Raw genomic sequence first — 20,977 nt, 5'->3', positions numbered from 1 at the left:
TCTACGTGACACCGGATGCTCATACCGCACTCTCCGGAGGCCCGTTCGGCTCACCGGCCGCCGAGCCGGCCCTGCCGATGGACCGGTTGCTGCGCATCGCGGCCACCGCCACCACGGCGCCGACCGTCATCGCGGTCGTGAGCCAGGGCGAAGGCGCCCTGACCCCGATCGGCGCGCACGGCCTCGACCGGCTCGTGGGCGGCGACGGCGGCCCGGCCCTGCCGCACGCCCTGCTCACCGCCGTCCTCACGACCGGGCTGCCGATCATCGTCAACGACGCCGCCACCGACCACCGCTGCCGCGATCCGCGCCCCGGCGACGCCGCACCGGCGGCCTTCGCCGGGTTCCCGATCCGCGACCGCCGCGAAGAGCCCATCGGCGCGGTCGCCCTCCTGGACCGGCGGGCCCGGACCTGGACGACCCGCGAACTGGACATCACCGACGAGATCGCCCAGCTCGTGTCGGCCGCCCACCCGCGCTGCACCGGCCGGCCGGGCGACGGCGGCGACACGGCGTTCCTCGTGGCCCTGCTCGACACCCTGGACACCGGCGTGGCCGCCTGCGGCCCCGACGGGCGGCTACGGCTGTTCAACCGGGCGCTGCGGGACATGCTCGGCGCGGAGCCCGGCGCGACCGGCCCGGCCGACTGGGCGGCCCGGTTCATCGTCAACGACCTCGACGGCCACCCGATGCCCGGCGACGCCATGCCGCTGGCCCGGGCCCTGCGCGGCGAGCGGACCCGCGGCGTCGAGCAGCTGGTCGGGCCGCGCCAGCGCCACGTCCTGGTCAACGGCCTGCCGATCATCAGCGCGGACGGCACCCGGCTCGGCGCGGTCGCCGCCGTGCACGACATCAGCCTGCGCCGGCAGGCCGAGCGGCTCGCCGAGTGCGAGCTGCAGGTGTGCTACGCCCTCGCCGACGCCGAGGACATCGCGACGGCCGGGGCCGCCGTCCTGCGCATCGTCGGCGCCGCCTTCGGCTGGTCCTGTGGCCAGCTGTGGCTGGCCGACGACGGCGGCGACGTCCTGCGCTGCGCGGCGACCTGGAGCGCCGACGCGCACTGCTGCCCGGAGCCGCCACCGGCGATCCTCGGCCGCGGCGACGGGCACGCCGGGCGGGCCTGGAAGACCAACGCCGCCGTCTGGGAGCCCGGCGACATCGCCCACGGCGGCTCCCGCAGCACGGCCCTCGCGCTGCCGATCCGCGACGGCGACTCGACGGTCGGCGTGCTGGCCTTCACCGCCGACACCGCCCAGGAGCCCGGCGACCCGGTCGTGGCCCTGCTCAGCGGTATCGCCGCCCACGTGGGCCAGTTCCTGCACCGCACGCACGCCGAGGCGCTGCGGCTCGACCTGGCCGCCGCCCGGGACGAGTACCTCGGGCTGATCGGCCACGAACTGCGCTCGCCGCTGACCGTGATCTCCACCTACCTGGAGCTGCTCACCGCCGACCTGCCCGCCGACCATCCCCAGCACGACGACCTGCGCTCGATGCTCGACGCCGTCGAACGCAACGCCGGCACCCTGCGCCGGATCATCGACCAGCTCATCGACCTGGCCGCGCTCGACGCCGGCCAGCTCGTCGTGCACCGGGTCCCGATCGACCTGGCCGCCCTCGTCCGCGCGGCCGCCACCGCCGGCTCCGGGGCCGTCACCGTGACCGGCCCGGCCTCGATCGTCGTGCCGGGCGACCGGGACCGGCTCCGCCAGGTCATCGACCATCTGCTCGGCAACGCCGTGCTGTACAGTCCCGGCGGCGGCCCGGTCGAGGTCGCCGTCCACACCGACGGCGACCACGCGACCGTGACGGTGGCCGACCGGGGTATCGGCATCGACCCCGACGAGCTGACTGTCGTGTTCGGCCGGTTCCAGCGCGGCCGCAACGTGCGCCATCAGGGCTACCCGGGCGCGGGCCTGGGCCTGTCGCTGAGCCGCAGCGTCGCCGAACAGCACGGCGGCTCGCTGCGCCTGGACGGCCGGAACGGCGGCGGTACGGTCGCCACGCTGACCCTTCCGACAGCCGACCGGACGTGACACTTGCAAGACCGAACGTTCTACCCCTTACCATAGGGGCATGACCAGCAGCACAACCGCCGGCCGGCCGTCCGAGGCGCGGGACCGGCTGCTCGGCACCGCGAGCCGGATCTTCTACGCGGAGGGCATCCGGTCCGTCGGCATCGACCGGCTCGTGGCCGAGGCACAGGTCACCCGGGCCACGCTGTACCGGCACTTCCCGGGCAAGGACGACCTGATCCTCGCCTACCTGACCGCCGCCGACCAGGCCATCCGGGCCGGCGTGGAGGAGGTCGTCGCGGCCGGGCTCCCGGGCCCCGAGACCATCCGCGCCATCAGCCAAGGCATCGCCGGGAACATCCGCTCCGAGGGGTTCCGCGGCTGCGCCTTCCTCAACGCGGCCGCCGAGTACCCGGAGCCCGACCACCCGATCCACCTGGCCGTCCTCGCGCACCGCCAGTGGTTCCTCGACACCGTCACCGCCGTCCTCGGCGACCCGGCCGCCGGCCGGCACTACGTGATGCTGCGCGACGGCGCGATGGCGGCCGGCTGCCTCTTCGACCCGGCCCTGATCGACGCCACCTTCCTCGCCGCCGTCGAGGGTCTTCTGTGCTCCTGACCGAGCTGCTCGCCGGCTGGCGTATCCCACCCGGCGCGCACGTCGGCCCCACGGAAGCCGGCTCGAACAACCACACGTTCCGGGTGACCGCCGACGGCCGGTCCTGGTGCCTGCGGATCAGCCAGAACATGGACCGGGCCCAGGTGCTCGCCGAACATCGGCTCCTCGCCCGATTGCGGCGGGCCGGGCTGTCGTTCGCGGTACCCACGCCGGAGCCTCGCATCGACGGCGGCACCGTCGCCGACAGTCCCGGCGGGCCAGTCACCTTGTGCGCGTGGATCCCCGGTGTGCGCCCCGACCTCGGCTCGGAGCCGGCCCTGGAGCGGTTCGGGCGCGCCGCGGCCGAGCTGAGCACCGCACTGGCCGCGGTGGCACCGACGGACGCGCCGTTCGACTGGCGGGGCGGCCCACTCGAGGACGTCCCCGACGTGACCGCGCTGGCCCGCGACCTGATGGCGGCCGGGCTGGACGCCGATCGGGCCAAGGTGCTGCGCGCCGGCCTCGACCGGGCGCTGGCGGCCTGGGCCGGGATCGCCGGGCGGCTGCCGCAGCAGGTGGTGCACGCCGACCTGGCCCCGTCCAACGTGCTCGTCGCCCCGGACACCGGCGAGGTGACCGGAATCCTCGACTTCGAGGTCGCCGGGTACTGGCTCCGGGCCATCGAACTGACCGTCGCGCTGGCGCTGACCGGCTCGACCCGCGGGCCGGACTGGCCCCGGCGAGCGGCGGCGTTGACCCGCGGCGGCGCCTGGGGTGCCCGGCTGACCGCCGACGAACTGCACGCCCTGCCCGACCTGATCGTGGTTCGGGCGGCGGGCTCGACACTGTGGCGCTCGACGCGCTGGCGGCGCGGCCAGTCCAGCCTGGCCGAGGTCGCCGAGCGGCTGGACACCCTGGCCGCGGTGTTGCGGTGGCGCAGCGGTGCGGGCGCGGCGCTCGGTGACGTTGTGGCCGGCGCTTAGAGCTGGTCGAGGAAGGCCTCGGCGGCGGCCTGGACGCGGGTCCGGTCGCCGGTGGTGAGCAGGTCGAGCAGCAGGCCGCGGATGGTGGCGACGACCAGGGTGGCCCGGCGCGCGGCGAGTGCCGGGTCGATGTCCGGGCCCTGCGCGGCGACGAGCACGGCCAGCCAGGCGGCCACGGCGTGGTCGAGGAAGTCGGCGAACTGCTCCGGGGCCTGCAGCGCCCGCCCGTAGACGGCGAAGAACAGGCGGAACTCGGCGCCGCGGGCCGGGTCGGAGGCGCGCCGCCAGGCCGCCCGCGCCTGCGTCGGCAGGTCCGCGTGGTCGCCGGTCAGCTCCCGCGTGGCCGCGAACATGCGCTGCCGCAGCCGCCCGAGGACGGCCTCGAGCAGCTGTTCCTTGGTGCCGAAGTGGTGGACCAGGGTCGTCGGTGACACGCCGAGGGCGGCCGCGACCGGGCGCCAGGTCAGCTCGGAGAAGCCGTGCTCGGCCGCGTATTCGACCGCCGCGTCGAGCAGTTCGGCCCGCCGCTGGGGGTTGACCGGTCGTCCCGCCATGCCGCCTCCGGTTCGCGCTGGTGTGAGATTTCTAGCACGACCGTACTACGAATATTCCTTGTACGATCGTTCTAGAAATAGCGATCAGGAGGCACCCCATGCATGTGTTCGTCACCGGCGCGTCCGGCTGGGTCGGCCGGGGGCTCGTCCCCGAGCTGCTCACGGCCGGCCATACGGTCACCGGCCTCGCCCGCTCCGCGACCGCCGCGGCCGCGCTGCGGGCCGCCGGGGCCGAGGTCCGCGCGGGGTCGCTCGACGACCTCGACGTCCTGCGCGACGCCGCGGTGGCCGCCGACGGCGTCGTCCACCTGGCGTTCAAGCACGACATCGCGTTCTCCGGCGACTTCGCCGGCGCCACCGCCGCCGACCGCGCGGCGATCGAGGCGTTCGGCGCGGCCCTGGCCGGCACCGGCAAGCCGTTCGTGCTCGCCTCCGGCATCCTCGGCGTGCTCGGCCTGCCCCCGGGTACGGTCGCTACCGAGGACGACGGACACCCCGGCCCGCCGGTCGCCAACGAGCGGGTCGCCAACGCCCACTTCACGCTCGCGCTCGCCGACCGCGGGGTCCGCGCCTCGGTCGTGCGCCTGCCACCGGCGACGCACGGCGACGGCGACAACGGCTTCATCCCGGCCGTCATCGACCTGGCCCGGCAGCGGGGCGCGGCGGCCTACGTCGGCGACGGCGCCAACCGCTGGCCGGCCGTCCACCGCGACGACGCCGCCCGGCTGTTCCGCCTCGCCCTGGAGTCGGCACCGCCCGGCGCGGTCCTGCACGCGGTCGCCGACGAGGGCGTCCCGATCCGCGCGGTCGCCGAGCGCATCGCCGCCCGGCTGGGCGTCCCGGCCCGCTCCGTCACCGCCGAGCAGATCGGGGAGTATGTCGGCTTCCTGGCCGGGTTCTGGGGTGTCGACGGGCCCGCCACCGCGAAGGTCACCCGCGACCGGCTCGGCTGGACCCCGACCGGCCCGGGCCTGCTGGCCGACCTGGAGCACGGCACCTACTTCGCCACCGGATCGGCCGACGGGTGAGGCATCCGGACGTGATGCCGGTCTCCGGCCTTGACTGTCTACCAACTAGAAGGTAGAAATACTGGCGTGACGACAGCGGATCGAATCCTGGACAGCGCGCAGGCGCTGGTGCAGGTTCGGGGGTACAACGGCTTCTCCTACGCCGACATCAGTGCCCAACTGTCGATCACGAAGCCGAGCATCCATCACCATTTCCCCACCAAGGCCGCATTGGCTGAGGCGCTGATCGCACGCTATCGGGAGCGGTTTGCCGCAGCACGGAAGGAGGTCGACGACGAGACGGCGGGCGCGCGGCAGCGCCTGGTGAACTACGCCGGGCTGTATGCCGAGACGTTCGCCGACGGTGGCCGTATTTGCCTCTGCGGTGTCTTCGCCGTGGATGCGGAGAGCCTGCCCGTCGCAGTGCGGCGGGCGACGGACGGATTCTTCGCCGATCAGCGGCAATGGGTGGCCGGCGTGCTGGCCGAGGCGGGCGTGCCCGCCACCCGGACCGGCGCGGCGGCGGAGGCATATCTGGCGGCCCTGGAGGGGGCGCTGTTACTGGCCCGGGCACACGGGCAGCCGGACGGCACCGACGGACACGACTGGGACGTCGTCCGGTCGGTAGCGGCAACCTTGGTCGACGCTCTGCTCCGCAGCACGCCCTGAGTGCACCGCGCGCGGCGCGGTGCCCTTTTTCGGCACCAACGAACCTTCCAACTAGTAGGTAGTCACGTGAGGAGAACGAACATGGGACAGGACTTCACCGGCCGAAAGCTCATCGTGGTCGGCGGCAGCAGTGGCATGGGCCGTCAGGTCGCCGCGGACGTCGTCAGCCGCGGCGGCAGCGCCGTCGTCATCGGCTCCCGCCCCGAGCGGGTCGAGAAGACCGTGGGCGACCTGGTCACCCGCGGACCGGCCTGGGGCATCACCGCCGACCTGCGTGACCCCGCCGCGGCGGCCCGGGTGCGCGAGGAACTGGCCGGCCCGCACGCCGACGCGAGCCTGCTGGTCAACGCGGCCGGCGTGTTCAAGCCGCTGCCGTTCCTGGAGCACACCGCGGCCGACTACGACAGCTACCTGGACCTGAACAAGGCGACGTTCCTGATCACGCAGACCGTGGCGCGGAGCATGGTGAACAGCGGCCGGGGCGGCGCCATCGTCAACATCGGCAGCATGTGGGCAAAGCAGGCCATCGCCGCGACCCCGTCGTCGGCGTACTCGATGGCCAAGGCCGGCCTGCACGCCCTGACCCAGCACCTGGCCCTGGAACTGGCCGCGCACAAGATCCGGGTCAACGCCATCGCCCCGGCCGTGGTGGCCACCCCCATCTACGAAGGCTTCATCCCACCGGCCGAGGTCAGCTCCGCGCTGGCCGGGTTCAACAGCTTCCACCCGATCGGCCGGATCGGCACCACCGAGGACATCTCGGCCGCCGTCACCTTCCTGCTCTCCGACCAGGCCGGCTGGGTCACCGGCGCGATCTGGGACGTCGACGGCGGCGTCATGGCCGGCCGCAACCAGTAACCCGCCGATTGCTCAGCGCGGCGGGCACCCGCTCGGCGATGGCCGCGATCGCCGCGGCCGGGTCGTCGGCGAAGCAGCGGACCGTGCGGACCTCGCACTCGCGGCCCAGGGGCCGGACCGCGGTCACCGGGGCGGTCAGCTCCAGCACGATGTTCACCTGCGAGGACACCGCGACGGTGAGCACGTCGTCGTCGACGCGGATCGTGCCGCGCTCGTTGTAGGCCCGCACCCGGCGCGCGGCGGCGATCCGGTCGGCCGGGATCCGCAGGTCGAACAGGGCCCCGGAGCGGACCCGGACCTCGGCCGCGGCGACGACGTGCGGCCGGGTCACGAACGCGGCGATCATCGACAGGGCGAGCAGGATCGAGTAGCCGTCCAGGACCAGCAGCACGGCCCGGAGCGCGCCGGGTGCGCCGACGGAGCGCAGCACGATCTCCACGACGACGAACTCGACCACCATCGCGCCGAGGAACACCAGCAGCGCCGGGGCCTGCGCGCCGAAGTACCCTACGGCGACGGCCCCCCGCGGGACACCGTGCCGGCGGCGGGCCAGCCACAGGCCCAGGCTCGCGGTGTTCTTCAGCTCCAGGGCCAGGAGCCGCCGGACCGCCACCGGCACCAGCCGCGCCCAGACCGCCCGCACCGCGGCCAGGCGGGTGGCGCGCACCCGGCGCTCCTCCCGGTACAGCCGCCGGACCGCCGCGACCTCCAGGACCAGGACGGCCAGGACGAGCGCCTCCATCGCCACGACGACGGCCGGTGGGAGCCCCACGCCCGCCACGATCAGCACGCCGAGCACGACCTCGGCCGGGATGACCGCGAACAGGGCGGCCCGGGCCGCGCGCAGCATCACGACCGCCCTCGGAGCATGGCCGCGACCAGCCGGAACACCTCGGCCTGGGCCGGGGTCAGGTCCTCGGCCATGGTGCCCAGCCACTGCTCGGCGTCGCTGCCGGCGAACTCGGCGGCCAAGGGCTGCGGCAGGTAGCCGGCGAGGTCCGCGGCGACCGACGCGACCCGCGGGTCGGCGGGGTCGGCCGCGGCCAGCTCGTCCATCCGCGCGTAGAGCTCCTGCGCCCGGGCCAGGGCGGCGGGCTCGGTGAGCGGCTCGAGCAGCGCGGCCAGGTCGGCCCGGCCCGTCTCGCCGGCGCTGGTGTCCATCAGGCCGAGCAGCCGCCGGTCCAGGGCCGCGAACGCGGAGCCGCCGTCGGGCAGCTGCCGCAGTACCGCCGCCATCTCCGGCGACACCGTGGAGTCGACGTGCAGGTCGGCCTCGGTGAGCAGGACGGCCAGCCGCTCCCGGCGGGCGGCGATCGCGGCCTGCTGCCGGGCCAGGTCGGCGTCGAGCTCCAGCAGCACCTCGCGCAGCTCGCGGCCCTGGTCGTCGGCGAGGACGTCGCGGATCTCGTCGAGGGACAGGCCCAGCTCGGCCAGGCGCCGGACCCGGGCCAGGACGACGGCGTCGCGCAGCCGGTAGTCGCGGTAGCCGTTGCCGTGCCGCTCCGGCTCGGGCAGCAGCCCGAGGTGGTGGTAGTGCCGCACGGTCCGGGTCGACACCCCGACCAGCGCGGCGAGCTCGCCGATCCGCATGCCCCAAGTAGAAACGTTGCCGCTACGTCATGGTCAAGCGAGCCGGGCCAGGAGGTGGGCGGCGACGTCGTTGCCGGGGTCGGCGGCGAGCACGCGGCGCAGGTGCCCGGCGGCCTCGGCCCGCGCGGCCGGGTCGTCGTCGTCCAGCCCCTCGGGCTCCGCGCCGTCGCCGCGCTCGAAGTAGACGAAGTCGTCGGTCCAGCCCTCGTCGAGCGCGGCGAGGGCCAGTCCGCACGCCGCGGCCGCGGACGCCGGGTCGATGGCGAGGGCGTGCCGGTACCAGTGGAAGGCCTCTTCGCGGCGCTGGCCGAGGGCGCGCAGCCAGGTGGCGCGGTCGGTGCCGGGCGCGCCGTAGCCCTCGTACAGCGGCGACATCTCGAGGGTGGTGCGGAGCTGGCACCACCGTCGACCGCTATGTGCTGTCCGACCGCGACGACCTGATCCGGGTCCTCACCGAGCTGGACGTCGACCCGCGCTTCACGGAGTCCTCCACCCTCGAGGTCCACGGCACCGAGATCCAGACCATCGACCTGCTGGCGACGGTGGACGAGGAGCCGGACGAGGACTTCGAAGGCACCGTTGCACTGGACCTGACGAGGATCGACATCCCGGCACTGCCCGGGCGGCCGTTGCCGCCCGGGCATCCCGTCCTCGTCGACGGCGAGCCGCTGCACTACGGCTGCACCGCCTTCTACAACTGAGCCGCCGGCTACGCCGGTTCGATCCAGATGTTGCGGTACCGCACGTTCGCGCCTGCGTCGCCGTGGTCCTGCAGGCGGATCGGCAGCGCCGCGGCGCTCTCGGCCGCGCCGGCACCCGTCGGGCCGTCGATGGTGACGTTGTTGTGGACGGTGACGCCGTTCCACACCACCGTCACGCGGGCGTTCTCGACCTTCGTGGCGCCGTTGAACCGGGCCGCGCGGAACGTCATCTCGTACGTCTGCCACGTCTCCGGCGCGGTGCCGGGGTTGCTGTCGGGCGCGCGTTTGAGGTAGATCGAGCCGCACTCGTCGTTCGCGAGCGTCGCCTTGCCGTAGGTGTCCAGGACCTGGACCTCGTAGCGGTCCTGCAGGTAGATGCCGGAGTTGCCGCGCTGCTGGCCGGTGACGTCGGCCGGCAGGTTGGGCAGGTAGAACTCGACGTGCAGCTTGAAGTCGCCGTACGTCTGCTTGGTGCGCAGGTCGCCGCCGAGGACCTCGGCCGAGCCGCCCGAGATCGGCCACGTGGGGGCGGTACCGTCGGCGTTCTGGAACGCGTTGAGGGTGCCCCCGTTGAACAGCGTCACCCGCGACACTCCGTTGTGGACCCACTTCTGCTGGGCCGCGCCGGCCGCCGAGTCCCAGATCTGCAGCTGGGTGCCGTCGGCGGAGGCGCCACCGGCGGCGTCGAGGACCTTGGCCGACTGCGGGTTGCGCAGCGTGCCGTCGGCCTGGGCCTGCCACACCTGCGCGGCCGAGCCGTTGCAGGTGTACAGCTGCACCTTCGTGCCGTTGACGGTGCCGCCGTTGTCGATGTCGAGGCATTTGCCCAAAGCCCGGAGCGTGTCACCGGTACGGGTCCAGCTCTGTGCGGTCGAGCCGTTGCACGTCCACAGCTGGATCTTCGTGCCGTCGGCGGTGCCGGCGTTGTTGACGTCGATGCACTTGCCGCCGATGCCGGTGATGGTGCCGGTGTGGTCGACGGTCCCGGTGCCGCCGGCCGGGGTCACGTTGATGTTGTCGAGGTTGACGTGGCCGACGTCGCCACTGTCCACCTTGTAGGCGACGGTGTTGCCACCGGCCCGCAGCGTCAGCGTCTCGGTCTGTGTCGCCCAGGTGTCCCAGTTGCCGGTGTCGGCCAGGGAGATCTGCTTCTGCTTGACGCCGTTGAGGTACAGGCTGACGGTCTTGGCCCCGGCCGACGGGTTGGGCCCGTTGCTGAACCGCAGGGCCACGTTGTAGGAGCCGGCGCTCGGCGCGGCGACGCTGAACGTGGCCGCGGCGCCCTGGTTGCCGAACCCGGCGACGAAGCCGGAGCCGGTGTATCCACTGTGGTCGGTGGCGACCCCGGCACTGCCGCTCAGGCCCGAGTTCTCGGCCTCCTGCTGCCCGGTCGGCGGGAGTGTCCCGTCGGCCAGAGCGTTCAGGGTGTACCACGCCTCGGTGCTCCACAGCGACTCGCCGGACGTCGAGGAGAACGGCCGCGGCGAGCGCATGTAGACGACCCGGCCCGGCTTGAGGCCGGCGACCTGGACGTTGACCTTCAGGCGGTCGGCCGACAGCGTCGCCGAGGTGGTCGTCAGCGACTCCTCGTCGACCTTCGGGCCGCCGTAGGCCGGGGTGGAGACGTACCGCCACTGCTTGAAGTTGTACTTCGACGCGAGCGACGCCGCCGTCGTGTCGGAGACGGGCTTGGTGTACTCGATCTCGAACCCGCCCGGCTTGACGCGCATGGCCTTCATGTCGAACACGCTGGTGCCGTTCGGCGTGATCTTCTGCAGGCCGTAGGTCAGCTTGCCCTCCTGGCCCCAGTTGCCGCCGGCGCCGAGACCACCGGCGTAGAGGGCGCCATCGGGGCCTTCACTGATGCGCAGTACCCCCATCTCGAGCCCCTGGGTCATGCGGAAGACCGCACCCTGGTATTCGCCGTTGACCTTCTCCAGGGACGCGCGCTGGATGCCGCCGTAGGTGACGTCGCCGAACGCGATCTGACCCGCGTACGGTCCACTGTGGAGCACCAGCGGCGTGCTGGGCGAGTTGGCGATCTCGTTCTGGGGCAGCCAGAGCACCGGCTGGGTGATCGGCTGGCCGTCGAACGGGCCGTCGGGGTTGGTGTAGTGGCCGAAGAACCGGTCCTGCTTGATCTGCACGAGCTTCGACGCCGGCAGCCAGCCACCCTGGTTGTCGGTCACGAAGATCTCGTTCTCGGGGCCCCAGCCGATGCCGTCCGGGGTCCGCAGGCCGCCGGCCACATACTGCACGGCACCCGTCGATCGGTTGATTTTGAGGCTCGTGCCACGGTTCGCTGAACCCTGCGGCTCGGTGGTGGCGCCGCCCTCGTTGATCGAGACGGACAGGTTCATGTAGAAGTACCCGTCCTGGTAGAGCAGCCCGAACCCGAACTCGTGGAAGTTGCCGTCGAAGGGCCAGGTTGCGACCGTGCGGTACCGGTCGATCTGCCCGTCACCGTTCGTGTCGGTGAGCTCGGTGAGTTCGCGCTTCTGTGATACGTAGATGATGCCGTCGACGATCTTCAGGCCCATCGGTTCTTGCAAACCGGAAGCGATCCGGGTGTACTGCACCTGCGACGGTGAGGTCGCGCCGGTCACGTTGCGCAGGATGTACACCTCGCCGGTCGTGTTGAGGCTGCCGCCCCACGTGGCGATCGCGAGCCGCCCGTCCGGGAACCAGTCCATGGCGCTGACCTGCGGGTTGAAGCCACTCGGGCGCAGGTTCGTGAGGGTGTACCCGGGGTGGATGGACGTCAGCGGGAGCCCGTCGCCCGGCGAGTCGCCCGAGGCCTCGCACTCCTTGCGGCCGGGCGCGGTGACCCGTACGACGCCGGAGTCGGTGCTGAGCACCGAGTTCGGCACGACCACATAGGACGTCGCACCGGGCGGGCGCCACTCGAGGGTCAGCTGCTGGCCGCCGTCGCGCTCGAAGAAGTCGATGCGCAGGGCGTGGTAGCCGGTCGTGAGGGCGACGCTGCCCTCGACCGCGGTGGCTCCGTGCAGCCCGTCGTTGGTGATGACGGTGGCGCCGTCGATCGCCAGCCGGGAGCCGTCGTCACTGGTGAGCCGGAACGCGTAGGTGCCCGCGGTGGCGATGTTCACGTTGCCGATGACCTGGGCCTGGAAGTAGTTCTCGAGGCCGCCGAAGTCGGCCGCGGTGGTCCAGTTGACGGTCGGCATGAGCTTGTCGATGTTGGGCGTCTGGCCGGTCTTGAGGACGCAGATGGAGCTCTGCGGGGTCTGCAGGTCGAAGACGCGCAGGGTGACGCCGGGCTCTTGTGGGGGTACCGCCGCTGCCGCACTGGCCGCCGAGATCGCGGGCATCAGGCCGATGCCCATCAGTATCGCGGCACAGACGGTCGTCCATCGCTTCATTGGATGCTCCGGAGTGGTAGGAGCCGTCACGGACGCCCGCGCGCGCTCGCCGAAGACGGGCGCGGGTCATCGCCGCGCTGCCGGTACTGGCGGAACCGACAGGCGTCGATGTGTTACGTCACGCTAGGGGACTTCCGCAGAAATGTCGATAACTTCTGCTGACCGAAGCGAAAGATTGCCGCTTTTGTACGGCGAAGTGGTGTTCTGGATTGTTGGTATTTAGCGAAACGCCGGGTACAGCGCCTGGGCCGCCGGGAGGTGGGGCCACTTCGCACGCAGCGTCGCGATCACGTCGGCGAGCCACGAACCGATCAGTTCGCGCGGCCCCGCGTCGACGGCGACCTGGAGGGTGTCGAGGAGCTGGCCGCGCCGGGAGAAGCCCATCGGGTGCGGCGCGTCGGCGGCGAGGAGCTTCGGCAGCCGCGCGAGCCGGACGACGGCCCAGGCGGCGGTGGCCGCGGCCAGGCCGTCCACATAGGTCCCGCCGTCGGCGATCCCGGCCGCGCGCCGATAGGCGGACTCGACGGCGGCGCCGACCGCAGCCGGAATCCGGCCCCAGCACGGCGGCCCGTAGAACGGCAGCCGCAGGTGCGCGGCGTCGAGGAGGGCGTGCTGAAACTTGGCCCCCTCGAAGTCGAGCAGCCGCACCCGGCCGTCACCCTCCTGACCCATGCGGCAGTTCTGCGGGGCGATGTCACCGCTGGACAGCACCAGCATCACCGGCCCGGGCTCGGCCATCCAGGCGAGGAGCTCCTCGAGGGCGTCGGCCGGCGGGTCCAGGTTCAGGTCTCGCACCGCCGACCACCACTCGGGCAGCGTGTGGCCGGCCAGGGTGATCCGGTCGAGCCGCCGGTCGACCGGCTCCAGCTCGGCGTAGAACTCGTCCGCCCGCCCCCGCGTCGCCGCGTGCATGCGCCCGACGGCCGCGGCGAACGCGACGAACCCGGCGGTGGCGGCCGCCGGATCGTCGCCGACGAGGAGGTCCTCCAGGGCCGGGCCCCGGCCGAGGTCCTCCATGACCACGAAGTCGTCGCCGTGCCCGAGCAGCCGCGGCCCGGCATCCGACCCGATCGCCCCGAGAAACGCCAGGGCCGCCCGCTCCCGCCCGGCCGTGTCACCGGGCCGCCGGGTCTTGACGATGCTGTTGTCGGCGGCGCGGCGCACGACCCGCGGGTACGGCGCGAACTGGGCCGACCACCCCTCGCTGACGCTCACTGCGGCCGATAGATGTCGGGCTCGACGAAGATCAGCGTGGCGATGGGTACGGCGGCGCGGACGCGGGCCTCGGCGTTGTTCGTGGCCGCGCTGATGTCCTCGGCGACCGTGCCCGCGGCCACGGTGACCTTGACCGCCACCAGCAGCTCATCGGGTCCGAGGTGCATGGTCCGCAGGTGCACGACCCGGTCGAACAGCGGCTCGGCCAGCAGCGCCTCGCGGATCCGGCCGACGTTGCCCTTCGAGGCGGCCTCGCCCACCAGGAGGCTCTTCGTCTCCATGGCCAGGATGCACGCGATCGCCACCAGCAGCAGCCCGATGACGAGCGTGCCGATCCCGTCGAACACCGCGTTGCCGGTCACGACGCTCAGCCCCACGCCGAGCAGCGCGACGACGAGCCCGGTGACCGCGCCGGCGTCCTCGAGCAGGATCGTCGGCAGCTCGGGCGCCTTCGCGTGCCGGATGAACTGCCACCAGCTGCGGTTCCCGCGCGTCTCGTTGGCCGACTTGGCCGCCGTGTACAGCGCGTACCCCTCCAGCCCGATCGCGATGACCAGAATGACCACGGCGACCAGCGGCGACTCGATGTCCTCGGGGTGCAGGATCTTGTGGTACCCCTCGTAGAGCGCGAACAGCCCGCCGAGCGTGAACAGGACGATCGAGACGATGAAGGCGTAGATGTACCGCTCCCGCGCGTACCCGAACGGGTGCTGCTCGTCCGCGGCCCGCCGCGCCCGCCGCCCGCCGACGAGCAGCAGCGCCTGATTCGTGGTGTCGGCCAGCGAGTGCACGGCCTCGGCCAGCATCGACGACGACCCGGTGATGAGCGCGCCAACCCCTTTGCTGACCGCGATCCCCAGGTTCGCCGCCAGTGCGGTCACCACCGCCCGGGTACTCCCACCTTCCGCCGCCACGGCCACCAACCTCCACATTCCCGCCGCCCAGACCCTGGTCAGGCCCGAAGTCGATCACCAGTGTGGCAGATCGACCCCACCCCGGCGCACCGGCGACACCCGTGCGCCAGGGCATGATCGGACGATGCCGACCCGACTGTTGTTCGTCCGGCACGGCGAGTCCGTGCACAGCGTCGAGGGCTTCGTCGGCGGGCCACGGGCCTGCCGGGGGCTCACCGAGCGCGGGCGCGAGCAGGCCCGCGCCGTCGCCCGGCGGCTCGCCTCGGAGCTGGACCTGACCCCGCCCGCGGCGGTCTACTCCTCCACCCTGCGCCGCGCGACCGAGACCGCGGCCGCGATCGCGGCCGCGCTGGGCGTGCGGTCCGAGCCGGACTGCCGCCTGTGCACGTGGCACGTGCCGGACTACGCCGACGGGCTCACGCATGCGGAGCTGCGAGCACACGGGGTCGCCGGCGGCGGGGTGTTCCGGCCGTTCGAGCGCGACGGCGAGACCTGGGCCGAGCTGGTCGTGCGGGGCAGCCGGGCCGTCCTCGACATCGCCGAGCGGCACGAGGGCGCGACCGCCGTCATCATCGGGCACTCCGAGACCGTGGAGATGTCGTTCCACGCGCTCGGGCTCCTGCCGCTGTACCGCTCGTTCGACCTCGCCGTCGCGCCCGGCTCGGTCACCGAATGGCGGACCGATGGGGCGCCGACGGCGTGGCCGCCGCCGCGATGGACGCTGACCAGGTTCAACCACGCCGGGGTGTAGCCCGGGGGTCAGGCGGCCAGGACGAGGGTGAGGCAGAAGCACAGCAGCGCGGCTCCCTGGAGGGCGGCGCGGAGGTTGATGATCGAGTCCCACCGCTCCTGGAGCCCGCGGGCGCCCGGCGGGACCTGGCCGGCCTCGGCCGCCGCGATGAAGGTCTTGTTGATCGGGAGCGAGACCCGGTTGAACAGCAGCAGCCAGACCAGCAGCAGGAGCAGGCCGATGCCCGCGGCGGCGCCGGCGGCCGGGTGGCCGGTGAGCAGCGCGGTGAGGGTGGCCGCGGCGGCGGTGATCACGCTGAGGATGCCGGGCACGGGCATGCGGGCGTTGCCGTAGTGGTGGGCCAGGCCGACGACGCGGGTCATGGTGGCGTCGTCGAGCGCCGCGTAGGCCGGGCGCATGACGAGTGCGCCGAGTGTGTCGGTGCCGAAGATGACGGCCGTCGTCAGCGCCGCGATGATGGCCAGAACGTCGAGCACGACAGTCACGATTCCCCCAGGTTTCTAGCGTTGCTAGGAAGCCTAGCATCGCTAGAATCGGAACGCCACCCGTCAATCGGCGTACAGCCGGATCTCGATCCCGTCCGGATCACGCAGGCCGACCAGGACCGAGCCGCCCTTGTGGCCGGTGACGATCCCGCCGTGCGGCTCGCCCAGCATGTCCAGGTGGGTCCGCCACTCGGTGACCTCCGCGCGGGTGGGGACGGTGATCGCGGCGAGGTCGAAGCCCGAGAGCGCCTGGGCCCGGGCGGGATCGTGGCGCAGCGCGAGGCCCGGGCCGCCGGCGGGGTGCGCGAGTCCGACTCCCATCAGTACCCCCTCCTCGATGAACTGGATCTCGACTTCGAAACCGAGCACCCGCTGATACCAGTCCCGGCTCCGCTCGACGTCGGAGACCGGGACCTTCGCGTGGTGGAAACCGGCCAGTGCAGGCATCGCAACCCCTCAAGTTTTGTAGTCCGACTCTAGAGTTAGACTCCAATTCGTGAGCGACGATGTCAAGCGGTCGACGCGGTCGCGGGCCACGCGTCGCAACGTCGTCACCGCGGCCGCCGACCTGTTCATCGCCAACGGCTACGGCGCCACCACCCTCGAGCAGATCGCGGAGCGGGCCGGCGTGGCGGTGCAGACGGTGTACTTCCACTTCGGCAACAAACGCACCGTGCTGAAGGAGGCCGTGGACATGGCGGCGGTCGGCGACGACGAGCCGGTACCCCTGATGGGACGCCCTTGGTGGCGGCGACTGCGGCAGGAGCGCGACCCGGCCCGGATCGTGGCGGCGTGGGTGCGCAACAGCCGGGAGATCCTCGGCCGGGTCGGCCCGATCATGAGCGTCGTGCGCGATGCGGCCGCCGCCGACCCCGACATGGCCGCGCAGTGGGCGGCCAACCGCGACCAGCGGGCGACGGCGATGCGATACCTGGCCGGCCTGCTCGCCGAGCGCGGCGGCCTGCGGCCCGGCCTGACGGTGGAGACGGCCACCGATGCGGCCTACGCGTTGCTGAGCATCGAGGTGTACCTGTTGCTGACCGCGGACCGCGGCTGGACCCCGGCGCAGTGGCAACGCTGGGCCACGGAGCAGGTCACCGCGGCGCTACTGCGTCACGAACTGTGACACGCCACCGGCGAAGACCGCGACGACCACCAGGATCGCCACGACCAGGCCGATGACGCCGAACGCGCGCGGCGCCCCGGACTGCGGGCGGCCGGCCAGCCAGACCGCCGTCGCCCCGAACGTGGCCGGCGCGCCGGACCAGAACAGCGGCAGTGTCACGAGCGACAGCGCGCCGAACACGATGGCGCCGACCCGGGCCCGCCCCGGATCGCGGATCAGCACGAACCCGGCGGCGAGAGCGACGGCGAGGGCGGCCACCCCGACTACCGCGATACTCGGCAGGCTTTCCAGGGGGCCCTCTGACCGGTGCGGGTCGCGGTCGGTGAAGACGATGTCGGCGACCTGAAACGCGATGTTGGCGACGGTGGACAGGACGAATGCCGCGAAGACGTATGCGAGGCTGCGAGTCATGGCAGTCACCTTCCAGGCGTCGGCGTCCCGGGCTGAAGGCCCGCCGTGTCCCGCGTTGTCCCGCGGCGTCCCGGCGTGCTGGGCCGGCCCGCGTCCCTGTAGCACTATGAAGCCGTGACCGACGCCGCCACAACGTCCCGCGGAGTCGTGCCGGCGGCCCTCGCCACCGCGGCGGGCGCGACCCCGGCGCTGCTCGGCTTCAACTACGACCCGGTGCCGACCGGGGCCGTGTACGGATTCGGCTGGCCCGTGTTCGGGATCGTCGCCGCGCTCCTTCTCGACCGCGACCGGCGGTCCCGGCTCGGCTGGGCGTGCGCGGCCCTCGCGGCCATCCCGGCCGCCGTCGTCGTCGGTGCCGTGCTCACGCTGGACGACCCGGGTCGCTGGGACCGGGTCGAGCGCGGCTGGACCTGGCTCGGCGTCGGCCTGATCGTGGCCGCGTTCGCGGTCGTCGCGTGGGGCGTGGACATCGCCGCCGACCGCATGTCGCGACGCCGCCTGATCTGGCTGATCGGGTGGGCGGCGGCGCTCGTGGCGGCGGTACTGCTGGCGCAGAACGGCGGCGGCTCCCGCGCGGCGGCCACCGTGGCGGCGCTCGGTGTGGCGGGCATGGCCGGCCTCGTGTTCCGCCTCGCCACCGTCCGTGAACTGCGCCCGGTCGATGAGCCGGTCATCGACGCCGCCGTCGTGGTCGTCACGCTGCTGGCCGGCGCCGTCGTCGGCACCGCGGTCCGGGCCGTCGGCCAGCGCGCCGGCGTGCCCGGCCCGGACGTGTCGGGCGCGTTCGCCGCGGTGGTCGCGGCCGCCCTCGTGCTGCCGGCCGCGCTGTGGCTGCGCGGGCGCTTCCTCGCCCGCCGCTACGGCCGCGGCACGCTCACCCCCGCCGACGTCGAGCAGATCACCGCCGACCTGCACGCCGAGGCCGACGTCCGCGCCCTGCTCGGCAAGGCCGCCGCCATGATCGCCGCGGCCAGTGGGCACCGCCAGGTCGACCTCGTCCTCGGCCCCGACAGCCCCGAGCCGCCACCGCATTGGCGGCTGTACCCGCTGATCGTCGCCGGTGACCGCGTCGGCACCGTGTTCCTGGAGCCCCGCCACCCCGAGGGCCCCGAGCCGTGGCAGGAGCGCGTCGTACGCCAGCTGCTCCCGACGGTCGCGCTGGTGGCCAAGGCGGTCAGCCTGGCCGTTGAAGCCGACCATGCCCGCCGTGACGTGGCCCGCCAGCGCGACGCCGAACGCGCCCGCATCCTCGGCGACCTGCACGACGGCCTGGGCCCCATGCTGGTGGGCATGAGCATGCGCGTGCGGGCCGAGGTCCGCCGGCATCCGACCCCGCTGCTGGAGGCGCTCGCCGCCGAGCTCGCTGACTGCCGGGGCGACCTGCGCCGCCTGGTCTCCGGCCTGACCCCGTCGGTGCTGGACGACGCCGACCTGTCCACGGCGTTGACTCGGCTGGTGGGTACCTTCAACGGCCAGGGCCCCGCCGTGACGCTGGACAACCGCTTGGCCGAGCCGCTGGCGCCGCCGATCACGGTGGCCGTCTACCGGACGGTCGCCGAGGGTCTGACCAACGCTCTGCGCCACGCCCACGCCGCCGAGGTCACCGTGGCCGTCCACACCACCGCCGGCGGCCGGGTCCGGGTCGAGGTCCACGACGACGGCACCGGCGGCCCGATCATTCCCGGCGTGGGTTTGTCGTCCCTGCGCCGCCGGGCGGAGCAGCTCGGCGGCCGTTTCACAATCACCAGCAGCGGCGGCATCGGTACTGCCCTGAGCCTGGACCTGCCCACGGGAGGTGCACCGGCATGACCGCGGTCCTGGTCGTCGACGACCACCCGATCGTCCTGGCCGGCCTGTCGGCCCTGGTCGAGTCCGACGACACCCTGAAGCTGGCGGCCGCGGTCCGCTGCGCCGCCGATGCCCGCGCGGTGACCACACCGCCCGACCTCGCGCTGCTCGACCTGCAGCTGCCCGACGGCGACGGCATCACGCTGGGCGCCGAGCTCAAGGCGCGCTGGCCGGCCCTGCGGGTGCTGGTGTTCACGATGCACGCCGACGACCAGTCGGTGATCCGCAGCCTCGGTTCGGGCCTGGACGGGTACCTCCTGAAGGACTCCGACCCCGAGGACGTCCTGGCCGCCATCCACTCCGCCGCCCGCGGCACCCTCGTCCTGGGCCGCGGCACGCAGGCCGCCGTCATCGCCGCCGCGGCGGCCGCACCACCCCCGGCCGCGCTGGCCGCACTGGACTCCCGCGACTTGGAGATCCTGGAGCTGCTGGTCCAGGGCCTGCCGACGTCCCAGGTGGCCGCGCGCCTGTTCCTGGCTCCGAAGACGATCCGCAACCGGGTCTCCGACATGCTGGGCAAGCTCGGCGTCGCGACCCGTGAGGAGGCGGTTGCCCTGGCCCGGGCCGCCGGGCTAAGCCACTGACCCGGGCGCCTGTTCGCGTGGGAACAACAGCGGGATCACGTGCTGCTCGCCGGTCCCGGGGCGGGAGCGGATGTGCGCACACCCGCGGTCGAACGCCTTCGGAACCGGCCAGCCGGCGAACAGCCCCTCGTAGAACCCGACGCTGAACTGGATCGCCACCTCGTCGGCGATCTGGTTGCGCATGCCGACCGTGTGCTCGATCCGCTGGGCCATCGTCTCGGCCAGCTGCATCGAGTGGCACGCGTTCACGACCACGCACCGCAGCGTGGCCCGATGCTGCCCGAACAGGTCCGCGAGCCCGTCCGGCGTGACCAGGTCCCGATGCCCGGTCTCGTCCTCGACGCACAGGTTGCCGTCGGCGTCACCGTGCCCGGAGAAGTGCACCACGTGCGGTTCGAAGTCCATGAGCGCCTGGCTGATGTCCTCGAACCGCGCCGCCGGGCACCACTCGATCCGGTACCGCTCCCGCTGCCGGCTCCGGGCCAGCTTCTCCTGCACTTTGCGCATCTCCAGGTCGGACCGCAGCGCCGGCATGTCCCGCGGACTGGCCGCCAGATACAGCACGACCTGCTCCGCGCTTGCCGGCGGGCCATGCCGCTCGGCCTCGCGCACGGCGACGCTGACACTGTCTTCCTGCGTCCGGGTCCGCAGTTCCCCGCCGGCGTCCCGAAACGCATAGGTCGTGCGCACGGTGACCGGCACATGCTGTCCCGCCGCGCCGGCGTTGACCCGAAAAGAACAGCGCGCGGTGGTACCGTCACCGAGCGCTGCGATCCGGGAGCGCTTCCCGTCGGTGTCGAACGGCCCCTCGACCGCGACGATCACGTCGGAGAGCCCGGCGCCGGTGCCGTTGGAGACCAGGACCCGCAGCATCTCCCAGTCCCCGCGGGGCAGCGAGGTGTCCTCGCACTCGACCCGCAGCCGCCCGGACGGTTGCCGGACCTGCACCGGCGGCGGCGCGTCCGTCGCCACCATCCCGAAGCTGAAGTCGTTGACGCGCCGCTGCTCGTCGAACTCATCCCGGTAGGTGAAGGTGGCGCTGGTCAGCTCGAACGGCCCGGCCCGCGGCGCCAACACGGAGATGGCGTGGGTGTGCTCCCGCCCGGCCGTGAGCACCGGGATGTCCACCCGCCCTTCGCCGCCCATGAGCACCACCCCGGGCGGCAGCCGCAACTTGAACTCGACGTTGAAGCACCCCCCACGACCACTGTTGAAGAACCGCAGCACCAGCCGCGACGGTCGCCCGGCCACGATCTCCCCGGGCGTGACGGACACTTCGATCACGGCC

General features: G+C 72.9%; 22 protein-coding genes. 11 read left to right on the top strand and 11 right to left on the bottom strand.

Translation table 11 applies throughout. The features are described 5' to 3' along the window. Window positions 1–5 precede the first annotated feature (5 nt). Genes ACIA8L_RS31210 through ACIA8L_RS31200 form a run of 3 tightly spaced genes read left to right on the top strand, consistent with a single transcriptional unit; the run spans window position 6 to window position 3,593 of the window. Complete coding sequence (locus tag ACIA8L_RS31210; RefSeq protein ID WP_395910160.1) at window positions 6–2,033, top strand: ATP-binding protein; 2,028 nt, start codon at window positions 6–8, stop codon at window positions 2,031–2,033. Between the two features lie 40 nt (window positions 2,034–2,073). After that, window positions 2,074–2,631: a TetR/AcrR family transcriptional regulator gene (locus tag ACIA8L_RS31205; RefSeq protein WP_395910159.1), complete on the top strand. Its 558-nt coding sequence runs from the start codon at window positions 2,074–2,076 to the stop codon at window positions 2,629–2,631. Beyond that, on the top strand, window positions 2,622–3,593 hold the full coding sequence (locus tag ACIA8L_RS31200) for a phosphotransferase enzyme family protein (protein WP_395910158.1): 972 nt from the start codon (window positions 2,622–2,624) through the stop codon (window positions 3,591–3,593). Before ACIA8L_RS31205 ends, ACIA8L_RS31200 begins: the two co-directional genes overlap by 10 nt. Here ACIA8L_RS31200 and ACIA8L_RS31195 read toward each other — a convergent pair. Next, window positions 3,590–4,147, bottom strand: coding sequence for a TetR/AcrR family transcriptional regulator (locus ACIA8L_RS31195; RefSeq protein ID WP_395910157.1), 558 nt, complete (start codon window positions 4,145–4,147; stop codon window positions 3,590–3,592). The genes ACIA8L_RS31200 and ACIA8L_RS31195 overlap by 4 nt on opposite strands. 98 nt (window positions 4,148–4,245) lie before the next feature. Here ACIA8L_RS31195 and ACIA8L_RS31190 point away from each other — a divergent pair, with 98 nt between their 5' ends. From ACIA8L_RS31190 to ACIA8L_RS31180, 3 genes are all read left to right on the top strand, one after another. Continuing rightward, the gene (locus tag ACIA8L_RS31190) at window positions 4,246–5,175 is read left to right on the top strand and encodes an SDR family oxidoreductase (RefSeq protein WP_395910156.1); all 930 of its coding nucleotides are present in this window, start codon (window positions 4,246–4,248) and stop codon (window positions 5,173–5,175) included. A 66-nt stretch (window positions 5,176–5,241) separates the two neighbouring features. After that, on the top strand, window positions 5,242–5,823 hold the full coding sequence (locus tag ACIA8L_RS31185) for a TetR/AcrR family transcriptional regulator (RefSeq protein WP_395910155.1): 582 nt from the start codon (window positions 5,242–5,244) through the stop codon (window positions 5,821–5,823). Window positions 5,824–5,904: 81 nt separating this feature from the next. Beyond that, window positions 5,905–6,681 carry an SDR family NAD(P)-dependent oxidoreductase gene (locus ACIA8L_RS31180; RefSeq protein WP_395910154.1) on the top strand — a complete coding sequence of 259 codons (777 nt, stop codon included), beginning with the start codon at window positions 5,905–5,907 and terminating at the stop codon, window positions 6,679–6,681. Here the strand turns inward: ACIA8L_RS31180 and ACIA8L_RS31175 are convergent. The 3 genes from ACIA8L_RS31175 to ACIA8L_RS31165 are packed head-to-tail and all read right to left on the bottom strand — an operon-like array spanning window position 6,659 to window position 8,646. Beyond that, on the bottom strand, window positions 6,659–7,534 hold the full coding sequence (locus ACIA8L_RS31175) for a hypothetical protein (protein WP_395910153.1): 876 nt from the start codon (window positions 7,532–7,534) through the stop codon (window positions 6,659–6,661). The genes ACIA8L_RS31180 and ACIA8L_RS31175 overlap by 23 nt on opposite strands. Further along, on the bottom strand, window positions 7,531–8,271 hold the full coding sequence (locus ACIA8L_RS31170) for a MerR family transcriptional regulator (protein WP_395910152.1): 741 nt from the start codon (window positions 8,269–8,271) through the stop codon (window positions 7,531–7,533). The genes ACIA8L_RS31175 and ACIA8L_RS31170 overlap by 4 nt, the downstream gene beginning before the upstream one ends. 33 nt (window positions 8,272–8,304) lie before the next feature. Beyond that, entirely contained in the window at window positions 8,305–8,646 is a 342-nt protein-coding gene (locus ACIA8L_RS31165) for a hypothetical protein (protein WP_395910151.1), read from the bottom strand. A 41-nt stretch (window positions 8,647–8,687) separates the two neighbouring features. Here ACIA8L_RS31165 and ACIA8L_RS31160 point away from each other — a divergent pair, with 41 nt between their 5' ends. Further along, window positions 8,688–8,972, top strand: a complete 285-nt coding sequence (locus ACIA8L_RS31160; protein WP_395910150.1) for a hypothetical protein — start codon at window positions 8,688–8,690, stop codon at window positions 8,970–8,972. Window positions 8,973–8,980: 8 nt separating this feature from the next. On the opposite strand, the gene ACIA8L_RS31155 is transcribed toward ACIA8L_RS31160, so the two are convergent. From ACIA8L_RS31155 to ACIA8L_RS31145, 3 genes are all read right to left on the bottom strand, one after another. Beyond that, complete coding sequence (locus ACIA8L_RS31155) at window positions 8,981–12,355, bottom strand: family 16 glycoside hydrolase (RefSeq protein ID WP_395910149.1); 3,375 nt, start codon at window positions 12,353–12,355, stop codon at window positions 8,981–8,983. A gap of 219 nt (window positions 12,356–12,574) precedes the next feature. After that, window positions 12,575–13,570 (bottom strand): hypothetical protein, encoded by a 996-nt coding sequence (locus tag ACIA8L_RS31150; protein WP_395910148.1) that lies wholly within the window; start codon window positions 13,568–13,570, stop codon window positions 12,575–12,577. Continuing rightward, on the bottom strand, window positions 13,567–14,454 hold the full coding sequence (locus ACIA8L_RS31145; RefSeq protein WP_395910147.1) for a cation diffusion facilitator family transporter: 888 nt from the start codon (window positions 14,452–14,454) through the stop codon (window positions 13,567–13,569). Before ACIA8L_RS31145 ends, ACIA8L_RS31150 begins: the two co-directional genes overlap by 4 nt. 154 nt (window positions 14,455–14,608) lie before the next feature. Between ACIA8L_RS31145 and ACIA8L_RS31140 the strand changes: the two genes are divergently transcribed. Continuing rightward, on the top strand, window positions 14,609–15,235 hold the full coding sequence (locus ACIA8L_RS31140; protein ID WP_395910146.1) for a histidine phosphatase family protein: 627 nt from the start codon (window positions 14,609–14,611) through the stop codon (window positions 15,233–15,235). Between the two features lie 8 nt (window positions 15,236–15,243). Here the strand turns inward: ACIA8L_RS31140 and ACIA8L_RS31135 are convergent, their stop codons facing one another. Beyond that, complete coding sequence (locus ACIA8L_RS31135) at window positions 15,244–15,711, bottom strand: DUF1772 domain-containing protein (RefSeq protein WP_395910145.1); 468 nt, start codon at window positions 15,709–15,711, stop codon at window positions 15,244–15,246. Between the two features lie 72 nt (window positions 15,712–15,783). Next, window positions 15,784–16,167, bottom strand: coding sequence for a VOC family protein (locus tag ACIA8L_RS31130; protein ID WP_395910144.1), 384 nt, complete (start codon window positions 16,165–16,167; stop codon window positions 15,784–15,786). Between the two features lie 49 nt (window positions 16,168–16,216). Between ACIA8L_RS31130 and ACIA8L_RS31125 the strand changes: the two genes are divergently transcribed. Further along, a complete protein-coding gene (locus ACIA8L_RS31125; RefSeq protein ID WP_395910143.1) occupies window positions 16,217–16,846 on the top strand; it encodes a helix-turn-helix domain-containing protein in 630 nt (209 codons plus the stop codon). Here ACIA8L_RS31125 and ACIA8L_RS31120 read toward each other — a convergent pair. Then, window positions 16,826–17,257 carry a hypothetical protein gene (locus ACIA8L_RS31120; RefSeq protein WP_395910142.1) on the bottom strand — a complete coding sequence of 144 codons (432 nt, stop codon included), beginning with the start codon at window positions 17,255–17,257 and terminating at the stop codon, window positions 16,826–16,828. The genes ACIA8L_RS31125 and ACIA8L_RS31120 overlap by 21 nt on opposite strands. Window positions 17,258–17,371: 114 nt before the next feature. Here ACIA8L_RS31120 and ACIA8L_RS31115 point away from each other — a divergent pair, with 114 nt between their 5' ends. Continuing rightward, the gene (locus ACIA8L_RS31115; RefSeq protein ID WP_395910141.1) at window positions 17,372–19,066 is read left to right on the top strand and encodes a sensor histidine kinase; all 1,695 of its coding nucleotides are present in this window, start codon (window positions 17,372–17,374) and stop codon (window positions 19,064–19,066) included. After that, the gene (locus ACIA8L_RS31110) at window positions 19,063–19,689 is read left to right on the top strand and encodes a response regulator (protein ID WP_395910140.1); all 627 of its coding nucleotides are present in this window, start codon (window positions 19,063–19,065) and stop codon (window positions 19,687–19,689) included. The genes ACIA8L_RS31115 and ACIA8L_RS31110 overlap by 4 nt, the downstream gene beginning before the upstream one ends. Here the strand turns inward: ACIA8L_RS31110 and ACIA8L_RS31105 are convergent. Beyond that, window positions 19,678–20,973 (bottom strand): CHAT domain-containing protein, encoded by a 1,296-nt coding sequence (locus ACIA8L_RS31105; RefSeq protein ID WP_395910139.1) that lies wholly within the window; start codon window positions 20,971–20,973, stop codon window positions 19,678–19,680. The two genes, ACIA8L_RS31110 and ACIA8L_RS31105, sit on opposite strands and share 12 nt — an antisense overlap. Between the last annotated feature and the right edge of the window lie 4 nt (window positions 20,974–20,977).

Origin of the sequence: Dactylosporangium sp. NPDC051541 (assembly GCF_044454505.1) — a bacterium.
In the GTDB taxonomy this organism is placed as follows: Bacteria; Actinomycetota; Actinomycetes; order Mycobacteriales; family Micromonosporaceae; genus Dactylosporangium.
The sequence above is the reverse complement of the archived record's forward strand: the minus strand, read 5'-3'. Positions and strand labels throughout refer to the sequence as shown.

Coding starts and splice junctions, on each gene's coding strand:
- ACIA8L_RS31165 (WP_395910151.1), bottom strand. CDS start 8,646: ATGTCGCCGCTGTACGAGGGCTACGGCGCGCCCGGCACCGACCGCGCC.
- ACIA8L_RS31155 (WP_395910149.1), bottom strand. CDS start 12,355: ATGAAGCGATGGACGACCGTCTGTGCCGCGATACTGATGGGCATCGGC.
- ACIA8L_RS31195 (WP_395910157.1), bottom strand. CDS start 4,147: ATGGCGGGACGACCGGTCAACCCCCAGCGGCGGGCCGAACTGCTCGAC.
- ACIA8L_RS31170 (WP_395910152.1), bottom strand. CDS start 8,271: ATGCGGATCGGCGAGCTCGCCGCGCTGGTCGGGGTGTCGACCCGGACC.
- ACIA8L_RS31110 (WP_395910140.1), top strand. CDS start 19,063: ATGACCGCGGTCCTGGTCGTCGACGACCACCCGATCGTCCTGGCCGGC.
- ACIA8L_RS31120 (WP_395910142.1), bottom strand. CDS start 17,257: ATGACTCGCAGCCTCGCATACGTCTTCGCGGCATTCGTCCTGTCCACC.
- ACIA8L_RS31180 (WP_395910154.1), top strand. CDS start 5,905: ATGGGACAGGACTTCACCGGCCGAAAGCTCATCGTGGTCGGCGGCAGC.
- ACIA8L_RS31130 (WP_395910144.1), bottom strand. CDS start 16,167: ATGCCTGCACTGGCCGGTTTCCACCACGCGAAGGTCCCGGTCTCCGAC.
- ACIA8L_RS31205 (WP_395910159.1), top strand. CDS start 2,074: ATGACCAGCAGCACAACCGCCGGCCGGCCGTCCGAGGCGCGGGACCGG.
- ACIA8L_RS31190 (WP_395910156.1), top strand. CDS start 4,246: ATGCATGTGTTCGTCACCGGCGCGTCCGGCTGGGTCGGCCGGGGGCTC.
- ACIA8L_RS31140 (WP_395910146.1), top strand. CDS start 14,609: ATGCCGACCCGACTGTTGTTCGTCCGGCACGGCGAGTCCGTGCACAGC.